This is a genomic window from Legionella anisa (assembly GCF_001467525.1).
Taxonomy (GTDB): domain Bacteria; phylum Pseudomonadota; class Gammaproteobacteria; order Legionellales; family Legionellaceae; genus Legionella; species Legionella anisa.
This window is the reverse complement of sequence record NZ_LNXS01000005.1, coordinates 38319-57546: the sequence shown is the minus strand read 5'-3', so window position 1 is coordinate 57546 and position 19228 is coordinate 38319. Positions and strand designations below refer to the sequence as shown.

The window sequence follows — 19228 nt, the reverse complement described above, 5'->3', positions numbered from 1 at the left end:
CTTTCGTAACTTTGAAAATTACAGAACTCGTGTTAGGGTGCTGTGCTGTTAAATGTGAGTGCCCCCGTAATTGGGAAAGAGCCCTTAATTGGAAGTGCCCCCCGTAATTGGGAAAGAGCCAAATTGCGCTCTCGGGAGTTCACCGTAAGTGCTTGATTCTCATGGTGGCCAGAGGCAGAATCGAACTGCCGACACGAGGATTTTCAGTCCTCTGCTCTACCGACTGAGCTATCTGGCCCCGAGGGTTGCTATTAGACTCCGAGAAGCGTTTTGAGTCAAGTGTTGAATGCAATTTTTTTAAAAAAAAATTGTTTTTCATTTCAATGTGATTTATTTCCTGAATACTTATTTTATGTACTTTTTAAAATCATAGTGTTTTTTCTGAATAAGTTATTCATTTTCATCATGATTTTAGTATTTAATAATCTCTTTTTGGCTTCATTAGGGCCAAAATGGAATATTATTTTTCTATTGTGCTAAGTTTGTTTCAGGCTATTAGGAATGGAGAGAAAAAATAGAAAATTTTTGCATTTTATACATTATTCAGGGGACTTTGATTTTCAGAACTTAGAAATACGTCAATCACTTTCTGGATGCCGCACATAAAGATTGAGAGATGCATACGCAGGGGCCATAAAATTCAATATTTAATAATAAAACCTTTTTAAATTTTATGACCTACCTTCAGCGTGTTTTACGCAGGATTATTGCGTGCAATTTATATTCTTTTTACAACGTATTTTTCGATTTATTCAGGAGTGTAGCCTGTTGGTTTTTCAGAGCCTTCACCAAAAAAATATTTTTGCATTTCTTCTTTTAAAAACTCGCGAGCTTTAGCTTCCATTAAATTCAGGCGGTATTCATTGATGAGCATGGTTTGATGACTGAGCCACATATTCCAGGCTTGTTTTGATACATCATTATAAATCCGTTCGCCTAATGCGCCGGGGAAGGGTGGTTTTAATAAACCTTCAGCATCTTGGTTTAATTTACAGCAATGTACTATTCGGGTCATGTTTTTGCCTCTTATTTCTAACATCATAAACGCATAGTTTACGTGTTATTCGGCAATTTTGTAGTCAAAATTACTTTTATTTTTAGTCTGAACGGTATTTTGCCTGGGCTAACAAAATATGTTGGGAAAGAATTTGCTCCTGTTCATTTGTTAATCCGTTAAACTGTACTGCCGTGCGGTAATTATGCTCCGTTTGATATTGGCTATAGACTACAGTTCCTTCTACGATTATGGGAATCATTTTGGGTTTAGTATAGATTACCAATTTTATCAGGCTTTTTTCTTTAATAAGGTCGGGCGTTTTAAATGCCATTCCACCCAGACTAATATTGACCTTACGTAACTGAATTGTGTTCGTCATCAGCATTTGTCGTGATAAATAATCTATTTTTGCATTTAAAAGGTTAAGGTAATGGGCTATTGTTGGTTCTTTAAGGGCAATAACTTGGGTAAGTTCAGCCAGTTCATAATCAATTTCTTGAAAATAATGTGCTGCCTCAAGATATCGTTGTCCATTTTTTCCTAAAAGTTGATCCACAACTGCGCGATCAGGACACAGCTCCCCAGGTTCCATAATTCGGTAGTTAAAATAGATATGATCTTCTACCCGAAAATGTTGACGTCTCTCATGTATAGGCATAGTAGCTCCATTAACTGCATTTAGTGAACAAGTCACTTAGACTTATTATTTACATGATATTCCTATTTGTTCCTCTTGTTGTATCATGTCCAATATCGATGAATTAGGTGATGATTTTATTACCCACTCATCTTCTTCCTTCTCTTGTATTGTTTTAGTGATAACTATTGGCTCGGTTTGATTCAATCCTTTTTTCTGTATGCTTGCTGCTAGAAATTGACTCCAGGATGTGGAGGGCGTTTCTAATTGATGTATTACCTTTTTTGCAATACCAGATAGTTCCTGGCTTCTTTCTTGTGCTAGCAAGTAATTTGTTGCAGCACTTGCCTTGAGTATGCACTCATCCAAAAAGCTGATGAATTGTTGATCGGTGATTTTATCGTGTTTTATTGCTTCCAATACGACAGCATTAAATTCAGATACTCTATCAAGCTTTAAAGCAGCGATAAACGCATCATTTATTCTCATTGGGAACTTCAAGGGAGAAATCATTTTTTGCAATTGTTGTTGTGCATCAAAAAAGAATTTTTTAATAACGTGCATGCCAAAACCTCTATCATGAGATGTGATAATAAGCTCTCTAAGTCGTTCTTCAGTTTCAATGATGCATTTCAATTTTTCATCAGTAGAGGTCGTATCGCACTTCATCTTTTTACAATAATTTGTAATCGTATTCATAATATAGGTTCTATTTCCCATAGTATAAGCATCCTTGATTGCTGCCAAATCAGCTGGATCCAAATAGTTCGTAGTGGGTTCGAGGACTAATTGATGTTCAGGATGAAGTGTATCTTCTCGCAATGCTGCGAAGTGTACTTTACTTAAGGTTATCGTTTTGGTTGAGGTATTGGCGATTGAATCAGCTCCACTGCGTCGTTTAATAAAATCAAGCATGACTGCAGAAACTTTGTCACTAAACGTCAGTTGTATCAAGCCATTCCCGAGATCCTCTACTGTTTTAATTTTATTTTGCTGTCTGTGAGTCCAAGGATATTTAAAGGCGCGGCCATCATTACTAAATAATATGGGATTATGCAGGAGTTTTTCAAAAATTAAGGCTTGTCTGATTCCGAAAGAGTCGATGTCACCTGCTGTTTGTGGAAGTATATTATCAATTGCTTCAAGACGCTCTAATACTCTTGCTTGCAGTGTTTCTGCATCTTTTTCAAGAACCATTAGATCGCTTAACTCAGAGGTTAATTGACTTTGTTTTTCTGTACTTAGCGGTTTTTTAAATTGTCGTTTAATTCGGGATGTTTGTTGGTGATGTTGCCATGCAACGTGATTGGTATATTGGATAATTTTATCACCAATAGAGCGCAATTGCATGATGCTTTCAAATTTAGAATACATGGATGAATCTTCAATAATCGTGCGATTGCGCCCCAAACCGTGACGAGTATGCTTTCTAAGAAAATCACCAGGTATGAGACACAATCGTGAATCAAGAATAAATCGATCAGTATCTGTGAGCGATTGGTCAAAGACAAAAAGTGATTTTGCATTTCTTAGTGCCTTATTTTGGCAATTGCCCCCAATTGCATCGCTATCACTACATAGATAAAGTAATCCCAGTGCCTTGCCAAAATCTTCGATAAAGTAATCCGCTTGTATTCCTTCGCCTAGAGTTTTAATTGTTGAATAGTGGGTATAGGTTTTTCCTGCAAGCCATGCATAAAATGTTTTTCCTAAAGAAAATTCATTCAATAAACGTATCTCTTCAAAAGGGATGAATAATGCTGGATGTCCATTATGAGAAATTGTAGTTGCGGCAGCCGTATCTAATCCCATTAATCGGGAAATATTGAGTGCCATGGCTTCATGTTGAACTTCTTTAATATTGCCGTGTTTGGGTAATTTAATAATAGCTTGTGTACTGAGTTTATATTGTTCTCTTTCAGCATGGTACTTTTCGATACTCAGACCTTCCGCTCGCTCACATAAACAATGCAACTGTTTTTTTACACTCTCTAGGCTAATTAATGAGATTTTTTCTGTCACACCGCCTACGTTTTCTTGTAAGATGCAATAGGCGAGGGTTGATCCATTGTCTTGTGGGATATTAATTCGTTTTAATTCATTGATTTTATTGAGATCCAATAAGATATTTAGTCTTTTTTCTACGCTCTCCCTTTCTGAATCACTATTAGCTGCTCGTGCTATTTCTTCTTGTAGACGTTGAATCTGCGCGGTGACGTGTAATGAATTGGATGCATCAAAAGGTATGGCTTCTGGAAAGGTTTGTGTCAGTGCATACAGTTTTGTTCTGCTGTTAACGATTAAGTCATCTAACTGAGTATCACTATCTTGGGGTATGGTGGTCAGGCGTTCATAATAATCATCTTTGGGTAAGCGAATAATCTCATGTGCATTTAAAGTATATCGTATGCCTTCTTCTGCTTTTTTAAGATCAACCTTCTTTAGCAGAGGAGGAGAGCCTCCTTTTTCAAAAGTAGAAGCGTATTTAATGATGCCACAAAATTCCCGCCACTGGTCTGGATCTGTTTCCAGAGTCCCCAGGTCAAATAAACCCTTTTTATGGAGGTCAATGTGATCTAATAACTTATCAAGATCAGAATAAATCACCAGATTTTCATCCTTTAGCTCCACTGCAACAGGATTTTCACTTTGTTCTTTTAAAAAACGTTTAATAATCCTGTTTTTTTGCTCCAACTCCATTGGTTATGTCCTTATAAAACCAATTTGACCTGTTTATAAATATAGACAATTTTTATGCTTTTGGTCAAAAAGTACATTAGGGATTTCCGTATAATAATCAATGCGAATACAGATGAAAACTCTATATGATTGCAATCTTTTCGTAATGAATAATGACTTGCCTAAGTATATAAGCAAGTTTCCGAGATGACTTAAGCCGCTTGTTTGTCTCAAATCTTTAACCCATTCGAGACCATTTATTTCCAAGCTTTGTGAAATTTACTAGGGTCTGTTTACAGACCCTAAACTTAGTTAAATTTTATAACAAGAGATGGTTTTTCATCGTTTGAATGCTTTCGCACCATAACAGGAGAGAAAACTGGAGATTTGCATACATCAGGGATTGATAATGCTATTCCATCATTCCTCATCATATTAGTATGTGACGTCTTTGTTGTTTCGGAATCCTTTTTAGATTGTTGACTCTCACTTTTAATTTTATCAAATAGACGCATTATTTCATTGCCTTTGTTAAAAAAGAGGCCAAATTGTACCTTAATCTTATTTATTAATCAATCCTAAGAAGTGGGTAAATACAACATGGGCGTTAATAACCTCGTTAAGAGGGATGCATATAGAGCAAAAGAGACTACTATTATTAGTAGACCCTAAATTCCATCGCTACACGATAAAGGTACAGCCTTCCTATTCAATCGAAAGGCTCTTATACAGTTAATCTCAATAAATAAAAGATAAAATTTGCTTTGAAGGTTCAGATAGCCCTTTAATTTATTGAAAAGAGGGAGCAGTTATATTGTTATCTTCTTCTGGCAACTTAGATACTTCACTCTGAAGTTTATTTTCGAATTTTTGAAAATCATGACAGTAGTTTCTGCAAAGCTTTATTAAATTTTCACTATCTTCTTTTGTCATGTCAAGACTCTTTCGGTCATTCTTAATCGCTTCCGGAATATCCTGATAGGGCAGTGCAAAATACTTCGTCCAACCTTTGGCATCTAATAGAGCGGTTATTTTCGCCTCACAAGCTTTCATGACTTCTTCTTCATTACCAAGATATCCGCTCTGTTTTACGCCGCCCTTCTCGAGTTTTATGCGATCTTTAGCACCATTATAAATTTGGAAATCTCTTGTAATCGTAGCTATGGCATCTGATGGGGTAGATTTAGGAGGCTTGACTGTTCCTTTCTGTTTCTCAGTATGAAAAGCTTCCATCTTAGCGTATGAACCCTCTGCAACTTTGGTATCTTCAGGGATGATTTGAGTTGGTCCTTCTCTTTCGCCTACTACCTTTTTGTATATTCGATTAGCTAAATTAGTTAATATTTTTTAATCTACTCATTTTAATCTCTTTTTTACGTTACTATTATATGTGTAGACCATAGCAAATACCGACGTGTCGATTAATTGTCTATATTGAATTATTTTTACAAAAAATTTACAAATTATCTTCATTAATAGAAGAATAAGTAACCTTACGTGGGCTGATAATGTATCGATTTAAGAAAGAATTAGGTAAATTTAGAGGAGAAACACACAAGCACTTAGGTTCTTGATTGCTTTTGCATTGAAGAAAAAATAATTTGTTTGGAGCTCTTCCTTGACTCCATTGTTCTATTGTATTAGCTCAGTGGCTAAATGCTCTTGATTACTGATTACTCCCTCTTCTTCATGGGCCACTGGTATTTGTTTAAAAATCTCCTGAGCTTTAGGGTAATGCGATCTTTTCTCGCCTCTAAAGAGCGTACTGCCAACTCGACGTATGGATCTTGGCTTAACCTGGGGTGCGTCATCTTTGCCTCCCTTGGCTAGTTCTGCGAAAAATCTATAGTTTTCTGCAAGGTCAACGGACGTTTTTTTCTTATGCTGTGTTTTTTTATCGGTTTGAGAAGCAGTTTTTTGCTGCTTAGTGGGTGGTTCCTCTTCAGCAGGGGTTTCTTCATCAGTAGCTGTTTTAGTAGGGGGGGAGGCTTCTCCTGATTTTTTAGTACTGATATTTTTAACTATCATCGTCCCAGCTGAAAGGGATTTTTCATTCTCTTCTTCTGCACCTTTTTGGGGGATAGGGGCATTGGCGGCCGTCTCTGTTGAACTTTTCTGTTTTTCTAATACGTTAACCTCTTCTTCTTTTTCGCTATTTGAGTCACTATCGTTTAAAGCTCTTATCTCATCCAAATGTGCTTGAAAATAATCTTTGAAGTTATTTGCTTCGCTAATACCAATACTATCCAGAATTGTTGCAGGCAAAAACTCCATTTGAATAAAATGAGTTCGAAATTCTTGATCATTATAATTTAATGAAATCTCTATATTATCTATGGTAGTTACTCTATCTACTCTGAAAAAACCAAACGATAGGATATGAACTATTTGTCTCAACCAACTGGCAGAATCCCAATCTTTTGTTAAAAGTGCGGCTTCAATATTTTGGGAAATTTGGAAAAAATAACTTTTTGAATAGTTTTGATAACACATTATCGCTAATTTTTCAGCCATTCGACTGAGACGAGGTTCTTTATGTTCTCGCGCTGAAATGGCAGCAAAAACTATGTTTGCTTGTTCCAAAAAGTTTATGCCTTTGCGCTTATTGTTATGTAAGAGTTGATCAATTTCATTTAATTCGCGTTCAATCCCTAACTCTTTTGCTGGTAATTCCTTTTCAAGTTGCTTATAGAAATCATCGATATTATGAGTGAAATAGGGCAGTAATCTCTTGAATTGTTCTATTGTAAGCCTTTTTGCTTCCTCGTAACGGGTTAGCTCTTCAACGAGTATGGACAAGTTGATAATGGCATGATTTGGTTTTTCAAAATGAGCGAGAATGGCTCTATTTTTCTCATCGGATTCTTGGGGTATTTCACCCAGTTGGGATATGATTAGGAATTCTTTGAGTGCTTTGCCCATTTGGTAGGACATCAGTTGCTCTACGTCGATTTGAGTAGTAGACGCTTCATCTAGGTAGTCCTCACACTCTTCATCAAGACAAGCGAGATATTGAGGTGGAGCATAGCGTGGACTACTTCGTAGTGTACTGGCAAGTGGTTTTGGAGAACGTACGAATGTTTTTCGGTCACTAACCAGTAATTTATAGTTATGCACCAAAAAATTACTGAGTTTAATATCAGGATGATAGGCACCTGCTTCTTTGAGTTTGAGGCAAAAATCATTAATCTGATTGAAGTAATATTTTGTTATTGCTGCGATTTTTTGTTGTGGCTGACCTTTCAGGTTTTTTGCAATATCTAATAAACTTCCTTGATTGGCAAATTGACTTAAAACTACAGGTTTAAATTCAATAACTTTATGGTTTTCACTTTTGAATTGCATCATAAATAGAGCAACATCATTAACGAAGTATTTGGATACTGGATAAGAGTGAAGATCTTGTTCAAAGCTCAAATTATTTCGGTCTTCTACACGAAAAACAAGAGGTTTCCTCCAACCCTTTATTCTGATTATAAAGTTAAAATTATTACCCTGTTTTTTGCCTAAAACTTCTGTCTTATAGTCAGAGCTGCTTAAATCACTTTCACCTTTAATTGCCCTGATTTTTTCTTTGGCTAAACTTAGAATTTGAGCATGAATACCCAGATTCTTTTTTAGAATACTATCTTGTTCAGCCAACACACTAAGATGAGTGCTTATGGCCAAAAATCGTTCTTTTATTTCATCAAAAGGACTTGCGCTTTTTAATAATGCATCTCGTTCTTGCATTAATTGATAGATAGTTTTCCCTGCTATTTCTTCTTTTAATCCAGGTGATATGAGGGATGCAGGGACTTGCGCTGCTATAGCTTTTGCAAACTGAACCCCTTTAAAAAGGAACGAAGCATCAGGATCTATTCCATAAGTTTCTTGGTGCGTTCGCCAACTTTCAGGATCTCTTGCCGCAAGCCATTTAAACTCTCCCTCAAATATAGGTATTGAATTAATATGATAATTGATTTTCTGTAAATAGAATAAACGTTGGGCTATATCATCAGTAGGTATTTTATTAAATTCATGGATTTGGCGTATTAGCCTCCGGTGCTTTGCATTAATCGGTTTTACTGTTAATCCCATGCGTACTACTCCAACGTCAAAAATCAGAAAATAGGTCCTTGATATAACTTTAAAAGTTGACAATTATTTCACTACTGAGATTTCATTTCCTTAAGTTTGGGAAGCAAAATCAGGAGTGAGATTTTAAACACCATTAGCATCAGTAATATTAAAGATTGCGTAAAATTAAAACATAGGCCCATGTATCTTTCAAGAAGTGTCTTTGAATAAAAAGTGAATCATTGCACTGTTCAAATTATTTGCTTTTTTTAGCAAAGCTCACGAAGCCGTTTTGATTTGAGAAGACCGCTTGTAGATGATGTAATTACTATGAAAACTACTATCTTAAGTGGTCTGTTTTATGATTTAATATTTACTATTTCCAGCGTAAGAAAGGTTTATCATGACTTTTGTAGTAACAGAAAGTTGTATTAAGTGTAAGTACACTGATTGTGTTGAAGTATGTCCTGTTGATTGTTTTTATGAAGGGCCGAATTTTCTGGTGATTCACCCTGAGGAATGCATCGATTGCGCATTGTGTGAGCCGGAGTGTCCCGTCAATGCAATTGTTTCTGAAGATGATTTGACTTCTGGGCAGCAGCAGTTTAAAGAGTTAAATGCTGAGCTTGCTAAAACATGGCCCAATATCACTGCAAAAAAAGATGCTCCGCCTGATGCCAAAGATTGGGAAGAGGTTAAGGATAAACTTCAATATTTAGAAAAAGAGTGGTAGAAATCACGTCACTCGCTGAATCATGTCAGCGAATCCTTGGTGAGAAAGGGCGGCTTTCCACTGCCATTCCTGGATTTGTAGCACGAAAGCCACAGTCCGATTTGGCCGTGGCGATTGGTGAAGCAATCGAGGAAAAATCAATTTTAATCGCCGAAGCAGGTACAGGGACAGGCAAGACTTTTGCCTATTTACTTCCTTGTTTGTTAAGTGGAAAAAAAACACTGATTTCTACAGCAACCAAAACGTTACAAGATCAACTGTATCAAAAAGACTTGCCTACTTTAGTCAGAGCTTTAGGATTATCTGCACGCATACAAAATCTTAAAGGAAGATCTAACTATATTTGTCAATATCGTGTTGCATTACATTCTGAAGAAGGGCAATTTCAAAGCCCACAATGTGCTCATGAAGTGGCCCATGTGCGCAGTAAATTATCACAAATGAAAAATGGCGATCGGTCGGAGTTGCCTGAACTTAATGAAGACTCTCCGGTTTGGCCTTATGTTACATCAACAATAGATAATTGCTTAGGTATTGAATGTCCTGATCATGAAACATGCTTTCTACTCAAGGCACGCAAACGTGCGTTAGATGCGGATGTAGTCGTCATTAATCATCATCTATTTTTCGCTGATTCACGGTTGAAAGAAGAGGGATTTGGAGAGTTATTACCTGGTGTTGACGTGGTTATTTTTGATGAGGCGCATCAACTTGCTGAAACTGCAACTCATTTTAATGGTGAGCGAATTGGAACGCGTCAATTTCGTGATTTATTGGATGATCTCATTAAAGAATGGCCTGCTGTAGACCTTGCAAATCAACCTTTAAAAGCTTTAAGCCATAAAGCAGACAAGTTAATGGATGAGCTATTAAGTAGTTTGCCTGAAGTGGATGACCGATTTAGCTGGGAAGAAATAAAGCATAACAAATCCTTTATGCGTGTTTGGGTTGATTGGTTGACATTAAAAGACGAAGTCATGGCGTGTTTCAGCGAATTATCGCTTGCTGAATTTCCTGGACTTGCGCGCTGCAAAGAACGATTGATGGAGTTTGCCAGAGTTTTATTGTTATTTACTCAGGAAAGTAATCATAAAATACGTTGGCTAGAACGCTTTAAACATACTTTAGTTTTTCATGTTACTCCGTATGATGTAGCTGAAACGTTCAGTGGTTTACTCAATCGCCAGGAGTGTACTTATGTTTTTACTTCTGCAACCTTAACTATTGCAGACTCTTTTGATTGTTTTTGTAAGCCATTAGGATTGTATGAGGCAAAAACTTTATTATTGCCCAGTCCTTTTGATTATCGACAACAAGCATTACTGTATCTCCCTAGAGGTTTACCTGATCCCAAAGATTCTACTTATTATGAGTTATTAGTATCTCGAGCTATTCCTTTAATTGAAGCTTTAGGTGGGCGTTGCTTTTTTCTATTTACTAGCCATAAAGCGCTAAAACAAGTTGCTCAAATGATGGGCAGTATTTTAAACTATCCTTTATTGATTCAGGGAACCGAGGCAAAACCTATTTTACTTGAGCGTTTTAGGCAATTAGGTAATGCTGTTTTATTGGGAACTGCAACTTTTTGGGAAGGGGTGGATGTTAAAGGGGAAGCTCTTTCTTGTGTTATTATTGATAAATTGCCTTTTTCCAGTCCTGTTGACCCCGTAATTCGCGGTAGAATGGCTTATTTAAAAGAAAAAGGTTTATCGGGTTTTGATGAGTTATCTTTACCTGGGGCAGTGATTTCTTTAAAGCAAGGAGTAGGGCGTTTAATTCGGGATAACACGGATAAAGGTGTTTTAATGATTGCCGATCCCCGTCTAACCAGCAGAGATTATGGTGGACGTATCTTAGCCAGCTTGCCTCAGTTACCGAAAACTCGTGATGAGCACAAAGTGCTTCAATTTATTAGAGAATTAGAGCTGGATTATGAACCTGTTAGCGATTGATACATCTACAGAAATAGCCAGTTTGGCTTTGCTTACTGGAGAAGAGTTACTTTGTGAGGAACAAAGTAATCAAAAAACACATGCACAATTTATTTTACCTATGATTGAAAAGCTGATGGCAAATGCTGATTTACAAATGAGTCAGCTGGATGCCATAGTATTTGGTCGCGGACCAGGTAGTTTTACTGGATTGCGAATTGCATGCAGTATTGCAAAAGGTCTTGCCTATGCCAATGATTTGGCTTTAATTCCGGTAAGTAGCCTTGTTGCTATTGCTTGGTCAGTTCGTCAGCAGATGCAGAGGAAAAACCCACCTGTATTAGCCGTATTGGATGCGCGGATGCATGAGATGTATTGGGCTTATTTTGCTGAGAATCAATGGACAGCAGAGGAACATGTTACTCCAGTACATAAACTCAGCCTTCCTGAAGAGCAATCAGTAATTCTTGCAGGAGTAGGGATAGACTCATATTGGAATGATTTTACTCCAGAAGTTAAATCACAAATAAGTGATAAATTAACAGCATATCCTTCTGCAGCGGCTATGATTGAGTTTGCTCAGTTTTCTGCGCAAAAGCCTATTGAAGCAGCTGAAGCACAACCTGTATATGTACGAAATAAAGTGACTTAGGATCATAGGAGAATTTTGTGGATAAAAAACTATTGGAAATATTGGTATGTCCTTTATGTAAAGGGAAGTTATTGATAAAAAAACAAGAACTGATTTGTAAATTTGACCGGTTGGCATTTCCTATTCAGGATGATATTCCTGTGATGTTGGAACATGAGGCTCGAGTGATTTCATTGGAGGAAAAGGATAAGTTGTAACATTGTAGCCTGGGTACAGCGTAGCGAAACCCGGGTTTGAACGTTTTATTCGCATCCAAAATCCCGGGCTCTGCTGTGCTGCACCCAGGCTACACGTTATGATTTTGTAATGTATTTTTTACGCCAATACAGTAAAAATGCAGGGATCATCATGATTACAATTCCTATAGAGAAAACCAGACGAAAATGCGCGGCGCTGCCAAAATTCATAAATTCAACAGGTGGGATGAAGCCTACAATTAAAGTCATAGTGCATCCGAATAGGCCTAAAATACAGGTTATATAGTAGCCGGTTTTTTTCCCTGGTATCGCAAAAGGTCTCTTAAGATGCGCATATTTTCCTTTTAATTTCCAGGCTGCAATAAACATCAAAACATACATCATGATATAGAGTTCTGTACTTAAAGCTGTAAATAACCAATATATGGCATTAACACTTGGAAACAAGAGAAAACCACTACACAAAAAAGTAACCAAAATTGCTTGGGTGATTAAAATTCGCGAAGCAACGCCACGCTTGTTCAACTGGCTCATGTACTTTGGTAAGAAGTTATGGTTGGCGGCCATGAGCAAGCCTTTTGCGGGTGAGATAATCCAATTAATCATGCTGCCTAAACTTCCTAACAGGAGTAATGCGATAAGTAAAGGTAAGAGCCATTCCAGGTTGTATGCGTGGAAAAAGTTATTAAAGGCTTGGAGTACTCCGTCAATTAGACTGATTTTTTCTTTTGGTAGAACAAAAGCAATAGCCAAAGAACCAAAAATCATTGTGGTTAAAATAAGCAGCACTGAAAAAAACATAGCCCGAGGAAAATTGACTTGCGGGTTATGTACATTACGGACATGTACTGCTGCGAGCTCCATGCCTAGAAACGAAGTCATAATGGCAGTGAGCGATACCCAGGATTGGCTGTCTTTCCAGTGTGGCAGTAAATGCGACATGCTCAAATCTATTGCTATAGGGTTTCCTTTAATGACCCAAATCAGTGCAAGAATAATAATAAATCCCATAGGAAGTATCATTCCTAATATGGCGCAAAGACCTGCAAAATGGGCAGAGGCACGTAAACCTGATAAAGCGATTAGGGTTAATGACCAAAAGATAACGAGAATTACTGTAATCAAATAATACTTATTTTGAGCAAGTTCTGGGTTAATTAAATAAGCTAATACTCCGGCAATAAAGGATAAAATAGTTGGATACCAGACCAAGGTATTGATCCATTGTAGCCAAATCGTAAAGAAGGCTAAATTTTCGCCATACGCATGTTTGACCCAACTATAAATTCCACCTTCCTCGTCAGACCAGGTGGACGATAATTCTGCCGATACTAAAGCTACAGGAATTAAAAAAACAATTGCGGAAAAGATAAAGAAAAAAACTAATGAAGAGCCGAATAGAGCGGTTCCCGGTAAATTCCTAATGCTGTCAATTGCACCTGTAATCAATAAAACTAAGGCAAGTACGGATATTTTTTCAGAAGACCAATTGTTCATTAATTAAATAGACTTATTAAAAATGCCAGGCATTATATAGGAAGTTGGCGATGGACGTTACTGTTTATTTTATCACAAAGTGTTAACTTTGTTGCGTTTATGTAAAAAAATTACTGAGAAACACGAATTATGTATTCAGCTTAAATGTGCTAACGCATTTTTTACTGCATTGGTTATGACTGATTTTGATGGGTTCAGGATTATCCCCAGTGCTATTTAATCGCTAAAAATCTGCTAATAATCGTTTACAATTATGGTGTTACTGAATTTTCCAAAAGAGGTATTGTGTCATGTAAATCATGATTGATTTATTTGTTTCGGATTCGTAAAGAAAAATTTCTATTCTTAATTGATAATCAGATTGATCCTACTTATACAAAGTTATGTCTCTCTTTTTTCTTTATTAAATCCCCCTTTACAAACAGGAGATTGCAAAACAGCTTTGCTTCGATTTTCCCACTCGTCTGGAGTAAATAAATGCATGCTTAAGGCATGTAATCCCAGTTCAAACTCTTCTTTAAGCAGCTGATTTAACAATCGATGTCGTGCAATTCGCGATAGACCAATAAATCGCGAAGAGACCAAAGTAATTTTAAAATGTGTTTGTGCACCTTCAGGTACATGATGATTAGATGATTCATCCTCAACATTTAAAAATGCAGGATCTAATTCCTGATTTATTAATTCTTCAATACGTGTTTTACGTGACATACTAAACTCTTATTAATTTAAAATTCATAATAAAAAAGCCGCCCTTGAAGCGGCTTTTAAGAGAGATATAATTATATTCTGCAGTTGGCAGGTACGTATCGGTTGTTACCAGCATTATTTACAGCACAAGCCCAGGTAATTGGCGCAGTTGGTGGTGTTCCAGCAACAAGGGCAGCCCCGTTAGCTTGTGGCGTTAAAGTAATAACTACGTTTTGTGCAAGTGCTGTATAAGTAATTGTGATTACACCCGTAGCGGCAGTAACAACAACACTTTGCACATTAGCAGTAGGGTTTGCAAAACTCCAGCCCTGACTTAAGTCTGCATTACCTGTTGTTGCATTTTCAGAGACAGTTGTCTTTGCAGAAGAAGCAACACTTAACCCTTCTGTAACGCGGGCTCTGACGACGTAATCCTGATATGCCGGGATAGCAATTGCGGCAAGAATACCAACTATTGCTACCACTATCATTAATTCAATTAAAGTAAAACCTTTTTGTTTCATTATCTGCTCCTAATAATTTGGTACCACGACATATAGACAAATAGAATATCCTTTATCAAAAAGTTAAAACTTAAATTCGGCTAAAACAACGATACAGCCTGCCATGGTAAAAAAAGGAAGTCCTGAGGTCCTCTCTCTCTTTCCCTTATATTATTGTAGCAGATGAATAGAAGGGTTGCCTAACGTATAAAACGGACTAACCTGATTATTTAATCAGACAAATTTTTTATTCTTTTCAAAAGGTATGATTTCTTTTATCACAATGGAACTGTTTGAAGAAACTCTAGATACAAGCCTGGGTGCAGCGCAGCGGAACCCGGGATTAAGAGGTTTTATTCATATCAAGAATCTCCGGTTTCCGCTGCGCTACACCCAGGCTACAAAGCTAAGTTTCACCCAGCCACAGTTATGACTATTTAAGCACTTTAGGTACAAGTTGATTTTTTAAACGAACATAATCAGGCAATCCATTCATGTAATCAGGGTAAGCTTCACCTTGAATCAGGGGTAATAAATACTGCTTACAGGCAGCAGTAATACCCATTCCATCCGCAGAAATGTATTCCGCAGGCATCGCCTTTTCCTGATTGGCAACATCGGCTAATGGGACATGTCCAATAGACCATTGATAAGGTTCATCTTGCTCGCGAATGATAATAGGCATGATGGCATTATGACCTTTTATGGCATATTCTACCGCTGCCTTACCCAAAGCATAAGCTTGATCCAAATCTACTCTTGATGCGATATGGCGAGCGGCACGTTGTAAATAATCTGCAACTGCCCAATGGTATTTATAATTCAATTCAGTTTTGATTAACTGCGCAATAATTGGTGCAACACCACCTAATTGGGCATGACCAAATGCATCACGAATTCCCGCTTCACTTAAAAATTTACCTTCTGTAGTGCGAATACCTTCTGAAACCACAACAACGCAATAACCATAAGTTTTAACGCATTCATCAACTTTGCTCAGAAACTTTGTTTGTTGAAAAGGAACTTCAGGGAATAAAATAATATGGGGTGGTTCATCCGGTTGTTGACTGGCTAGGCCGCTTGCAGCAGCAATCCACCCAGCATGGCGTCCCATTACTTCAAGGATAAAGACTTTTGTCGATGATGCAGCCATTGAAGCAACATCAAAACCTGCTTCTTTGGTGGAAATAGCGATATATTTAGCCACTGAACCGAATCCTGGGCAGGCATCCGTAAAGGGCAGATCATTATCTACTGTTTTGGGTATTCCAATACATGTAATTGGGTAACCCATTTTGGCACCTAATTGCGATACTTTATGTGCCGTATCTTGAGAGTCACCACCGCCATTATAGAAAAAATAACCTATATTATGTGCTTTAAACACCTCAATTAGACGCTCATATTCATCATCATCATTTTTGAGTTTGTACCGGCATGAACCAAAGGCTCCGGAAGGAGTTTGCAGTAATTTGGCAATATCTGCATCACTTTCAAGCGAAGTATCAATAAGTTCTTCATTTAAAGCGCCAATAATTCCATTCTTGGCGGCATATACTTTACCAATGTGTTGCGGATATAACTTGGCGGTTTGAATCACAGCACAAGCTGAAGCATTAATTACAGCGGTTACACCACCTGATTGAGCATATATTGCATTTTTTATAGTCATTCTTTCTCCTGGTTAGGTTACTGCTCTTCTTCATCATTTTTTGCAAAGAATAGGAGTAGAGACTGTTGCCATTTCTACTATCTTGGCCAAACCATCCTGCTTTTCTGCATTCCGATGCTCACATGGTGTATGTGCTGGGTTTTGGCACTCGAAAATCAGGCCATTTTGCTCAAGCTAGTGAAATATAAACAACCCCTAGTTAATTCTTATTTTCTGATTTTCGTACTCATTAATTACTGCATCAATACTTTGAATTAACTCTGCAAAAGGGGTGGCTAATTCTTCAATTGAAGCAGCATTTACAGCCAGTTTTTCTACATGGACTACTTTTTTCTGTAACGTGGGTACACCGGAAAAACAACATGCCCCATGAAGTTTATGTGCTGCTTCTCCTAATTTTTTAATGTTTTTGTCGTGCATTAATTGAATGAATTCTTCCCGATTTTTATGGAGCTCTTCGACAAATCGTGCAAGAAATTCTTCTGCAAGCGCTTGATTTCCCGATACTTTTTGTATGCATAATTGCCAATCGATTGCAGCATGTTTTGCTTTATCTGTAATACGAAGAATTTGTGTAAGTAATTGTTTTTCATCTATAGGCTTTTGTAAGCAATAGTCCACACCTGCTTTTTTCAGATCAATACTATTTACATCACTGCCATTCGCACTAATTAAAACTATGGGGGTATGACGGTTCAGTTGCGATTTTTGACGAATGAGTCGAGCTGCTTCTAAGCCATTTATTTTCGGCATTTGTAAGTCAAGTAAAATCAAGTCATATTTCTTGTCATTGCACGCAGATACAGCCATCTCCCCATCATCAACTGAGGTCATGTTTGCATGAGTACCTAATAAAGAGTTCAGAAGCATTTTATTAATGGGGTTGTCTTCGGCAATAAGCAAATCTGGATGCATAAAACGTAATTGCTCCCTTAAGCTATCCAATTCATGATTGACTGGTTTTTCAATATTTTCCAGACTAGTAAGTGATTCAATAACGTCTTGGAGTTTTTGAATACTAATGGGTTTATATAAAAAGCCTTGACCACCAATCGCGGTGTAATCATTAATAAGCCATTTGGAAATCAATACATAAGGAAAATAATTATGTTCTGAGATAATTTTAGCGATTTTTTGCTCGTAGCCCTTATTAATATTGAGAAAAGCAATTTTACAGTCTTTGTTGTTCTCTAGGGCTTTTTCAAGGTGATTCAACGAATTTACAGGGACGCATTGTATTCCCCAATAACCTAAACCATTACACAGAGCTTCCAGGTGCAGTGAATTATCGTCAAAGCACAGCATCTTGAAATGGGCGAAGGGGTGTATTTGGTTTTTTTCTATTTCATAAGCAACCAGCTTTTCGACTTTGACATGAGCAGTAAAGCTAGAGCCTTTATTGAGTTCACTTGTAAATGTAATCCGAACATGCATTTCTTCACAGAGTTTTTTGCAAATAACTAAACCGAGGCCTGAACCACCATAACGTCGCGTAATGCTTGTATCCGCTTGGTTAAATGCTGTAAACAATTTACTTTGATCTTCGGGAGAAATACCCAAACCGGTATCAGTAATTGTGATGCATAAAGTGTAATCTTTATCTGTTTCCTGTTCTACTTTGGTGCGAACCAACACATAACCATGATCTGTAAATTTAACGGCGTTGGTCACCAAGTTGGTGATAAATTGTTTTATTCTGAAGGGATCTCCCAAGATAATTTTGGGCACATTAATATCGGTTATGGGGATTAAATCAATTCCTTTTTTATGTGCATTCGGTGCGGCGAGTGTAAGAACTTCATCAATGCAATGACGAATATTTAATGGGATGCAATCTAGGTGAAGTTTTCCAGCATCGATTTTGGAAAAATCGAGAATGTCGTTAATTATTCCTAATAAATCTTGAGCTGATGTTTTTATCGTTTTTACATAATCCAATTGCAATGGATCAAGTTTGCTTTCCAGTAAAACATTAGTAAAGCCAATTACTCCGTTCATTGGTGTACGGATTTCATGGCTCATATTGGCAATAAATTCTGATTTTTGTCGACTTTTTTCTTCTATTTTTTTCTTCTCGAGTGAAAGCTCGATATTTTTTTCTTCTAACAGCTCAAGACTTTGCTGCAAATCCTCTGTGGCAACTTCAATATGCTGATTCAAATCACGAACTGTTTCGAGGTGTTTTTTTTGTAAATGGGCACAACCTTGTTCAATAATACCTAGTTCACCTGGGCTTGTTGTTTTTATTTCCGTTTCGAATTCATTTCGCAAAATTTGTTTCATACTTCTACGTAAACGAGAAATGGGTAAATAAATCCGCTTAGAGAGAAAATAGTGGATGGTTAATCCCATAAGCAAGCCAAATAGAGTAATAAAAATCGTTACTATGAGCATTTGATAGCGCTTTATGATCATAGATCGCGTATCAATATCTATGGATAACCAACCTAAAATATCATCTGCACGAGTAGCCATGGGACTTAGTAGGTTCTTAAAGGATGAATTGGAGTAAAGATTAAATTTAGGAATAGTAACTGGTGCGATGAAATTAATAGTGAACGGATTAATTTGCTTACTTTCAATGTAATCCCCTGTAAATTTAGGTGGATTAAATGGTTTATTCAGCGAGTGTTTCCCACCACGATATGCTAGTAATTGTCCATCACTACTGTAAAAGGCAAGAGCTATTACTTCTGGGTTAATTGTAGAAGCATTGATTAATCCTTGTAAAGTACGATCATCGCGTCGGAGCATGGCGTATTGAGCTGCAGGAAGCAATTGACGGATATAGGCTTCCCCCAAACGCGACATATGTTGTTTTAGGTCATTGCCGAATAGTCCATTATAAAAAATAGCGAGAAGCAGGGCGACTAAAAAGGCTGGGATTAGGGTAGTAATTCTCAGTTGATACTTAATACCAATGCTTTTCAAAATAACTCACCAAGTAGTTCGGGTAATATTTTTATTTTAGCCTGTGTGCA

Annotated in this window: 14 protein-coding genes and 1 tRNA gene; 4 read left to right on the top strand and 11 right to left on the bottom strand. The window is 37.2% G+C overall.

From position 1 onward, the window contains the following. Nucleotides 1–162: 162 nt before the first annotated feature. The 6 genes from Lani_RS02730 to legK7 all read right to left on the bottom strand — a co-directional run bounded on the left by Lani_RS02730 (nt 163) and on the right by legK7 (nt 8393). A tRNA-Phe gene (locus tag Lani_RS02730) sits at nt 163–238 on the bottom strand. A gap of 510 nt (nt 239–748) precedes the next feature. After that, nucleotides 749–1015 (bottom strand): oxidative damage protection protein, encoded by a 267-nt coding sequence (locus Lani_RS02720; RefSeq protein ID WP_019231970.1) that lies wholly within the window; start codon nt 1013–1015, stop codon nt 749–751. An 82-nt stretch (nt 1016–1097) separates the two neighbouring features. Continuing rightward, nucleotides 1098–1655: a PilZ domain-containing protein gene (locus tag Lani_RS02715; protein WP_019231971.1), complete on the bottom strand. Its 558-nt coding sequence runs from the start codon at nt 1653–1655 to the stop codon at nt 1098–1100. 45 nt (nt 1656–1700) lie between these two features. Further along, entirely contained in the window at nt 1701–4334 is a 2634-nt protein-coding gene (locus tag Lani_RS02710) for a hypothetical protein (protein WP_019231972.1), read from the bottom strand. A gap of 768 nt (nt 4335–5102) precedes the next feature. After that, nucleotides 5103–5546 (bottom strand): hypothetical protein, encoded by a 444-nt coding sequence (locus Lani_RS02700; RefSeq protein ID WP_019231974.1) that lies wholly within the window; start codon nt 5544–5546, stop codon nt 5103–5105. A gap of 399 nt (nt 5547–5945) precedes the next feature. Then, nucleotides 5946–8393, bottom strand: a complete 2448-nt coding sequence (gene legK7 / locus Lani_RS02695) for a LegK7 family Dot/Icm T4SS effector kinase (RefSeq protein WP_019231975.1) — start codon at nt 8391–8393, stop codon at nt 5946–5948. Between the two features lie 382 nt (nt 8394–8775). Here legK7 and fdxA point away from each other — a divergent pair, with 382 nt between their 5' ends. Genes fdxA through Lani_RS02675 form a run of 4 tightly spaced genes read left to right on the top strand, consistent with a single transcriptional unit; the run spans nt 8776 to nt 11885 of the window. Then, nucleotides 8776–9105: a ferredoxin FdxA gene (gene fdxA / locus Lani_RS02690; protein WP_019231976.1), complete on the top strand. Its 330-nt coding sequence runs from the start codon at nt 8776–8778 to the stop codon at nt 9103–9105. Further along, the gene (locus Lani_RS02685; RefSeq protein WP_019231977.1) at nt 9099–11057 is read left to right on the top strand and encodes a DNA repair helicase YoaA; all 1959 of its coding nucleotides are present in this window, start codon (nt 9099–9101) and stop codon (nt 11055–11057) included. The genes fdxA and Lani_RS02685 overlap by 7 nt, the downstream gene beginning before the upstream one ends. Further along, the gene (gene tsaB, locus Lani_RS02680; protein WP_019231978.1) at nt 11038–11688 is read left to right on the top strand and encodes a tRNA (adenosine(37)-N6)-threonylcarbamoyltransferase complex dimerization subunit type 1 TsaB; all 651 of its coding nucleotides are present in this window, start codon (nt 11038–11040) and stop codon (nt 11686–11688) included. Before Lani_RS02685 ends, tsaB begins: the two co-directional genes overlap by 20 nt. 17 nt (nt 11689–11705) lie before the next feature. Then, nucleotides 11706–11885, top strand: coding sequence for a Trm112 family protein (locus Lani_RS02675; protein WP_019231979.1), 180 nt, complete (start codon nt 11706–11708; stop codon nt 11883–11885). A 96-nt stretch (nt 11886–11981) separates the two neighbouring features. Here Lani_RS02675 and Lani_RS02670 read toward each other — a convergent pair whose 3' ends face one another. The 5 genes from Lani_RS02670 to letS all read right to left on the bottom strand — a co-directional run bounded on the left by Lani_RS02670 (nt 11982) and on the right by letS (nt 19181). Beyond that, nucleotides 11982–13382 (bottom strand): APC family permease, encoded by a 1401-nt coding sequence (locus Lani_RS02670; RefSeq protein ID WP_019231980.1) that lies wholly within the window; start codon nt 13380–13382, stop codon nt 11982–11984. A gap of 381 nt (nt 13383–13763) precedes the next feature. Next, a complete protein-coding gene (locus tag Lani_RS02665) occupies nt 13764–14093 on the bottom strand; it encodes a BolA family protein (protein ID WP_019231981.1) in 330 nt (109 codons plus the stop codon). Between the two features lie 71 nt (nt 14094–14164). Next, nucleotides 14165–14596, bottom strand: a complete 432-nt coding sequence (locus tag Lani_RS02660; RefSeq protein WP_019231982.1) for a pilin — start codon at nt 14594–14596, stop codon at nt 14165–14167. A gap of 412 nt (nt 14597–15008) precedes the next feature. After that, nucleotides 15009–16247, bottom strand: coding sequence for a 6-phosphofructokinase (locus Lani_RS02655; RefSeq protein WP_019231983.1), 1239 nt, complete (start codon nt 16245–16247; stop codon nt 15009–15011). A 195-nt stretch (nt 16248–16442) separates the two neighbouring features. Continuing rightward, on the bottom strand, nt 16443–19181 hold the full coding sequence (gene letS, locus Lani_RS02650) for a two-component system sensor histidine kinase LetS (protein WP_156415157.1): 2739 nt from the start codon (nt 19179–19181) through the stop codon (nt 16443–16445). Between the last annotated feature and the right edge of the window lie 47 nt (nt 19182–19228).

Bases quoted from the DNA above. Each gene is read 5' to 3' on its own strand.
- Lani_RS02720 (WP_019231970.1), bottom strand. From the start codon at position 1,015: ATGACCCGAATAGTACATTGCTGTAAATTAAACCAAGATGCTGAAGGT.
- Lani_RS02715 (WP_019231971.1), bottom strand. From the start codon at position 1,655: ATGCCTATACATGAGAGACGTCAACATTTTCGGGTAGAAGATCATATC.
- Lani_RS02710 (WP_019231972.1), bottom strand. From the start codon at position 4,334: ATGGAGTTGGAGCAAAAAAACAGGATTATTAAACGTTTTTTAAAAGAA.
- Lani_RS02700 (WP_019231974.1), bottom strand. From the start codon at position 5,546: ATGGAAGCTTTTCATACTGAGAAACAGAAAGGAACAGTCAAGCCTCCT.
- legK7 (WP_019231975.1), bottom strand. From the start codon at position 8,393: ATGGGATTAACAGTAAAACCGATTAATGCAAAGCACCGGAGGCTAATA.
- fdxA (WP_019231976.1), top strand. From the start codon at position 8,776: ATGACTTTTGTAGTAACAGAAAGTTGTATTAAGTGTAAGTACACTGAT.
- tsaB (WP_019231978.1), top strand. From the start codon at position 11,038: ATGAACCTGTTAGCGATTGATACATCTACAGAAATAGCCAGTTTGGCT.
- Lani_RS02670 (WP_019231980.1), bottom strand. From the start codon at position 13,382: ATGAACAATTGGTCTTCTGAAAAAATATCCGTACTTGCCTTAGTTTTA.
- Lani_RS02665 (WP_019231981.1), bottom strand. From the start codon at position 14,093: ATGTCACGTAAAACACGTATTGAAGAATTAATAAATCAGGAATTAGAT.
- Lani_RS02660 (WP_019231982.1), bottom strand. From the start codon at position 14,596: ATGAAACAAAAAGGTTTTACTTTAATTGAATTAATGATAGTGGTAGCA.
- Lani_RS02655 (WP_019231983.1), bottom strand. From the start codon at position 16,247: ATGACTATAAAAAATGCAATATATGCTCAATCAGGTGGTGTAACCGCT.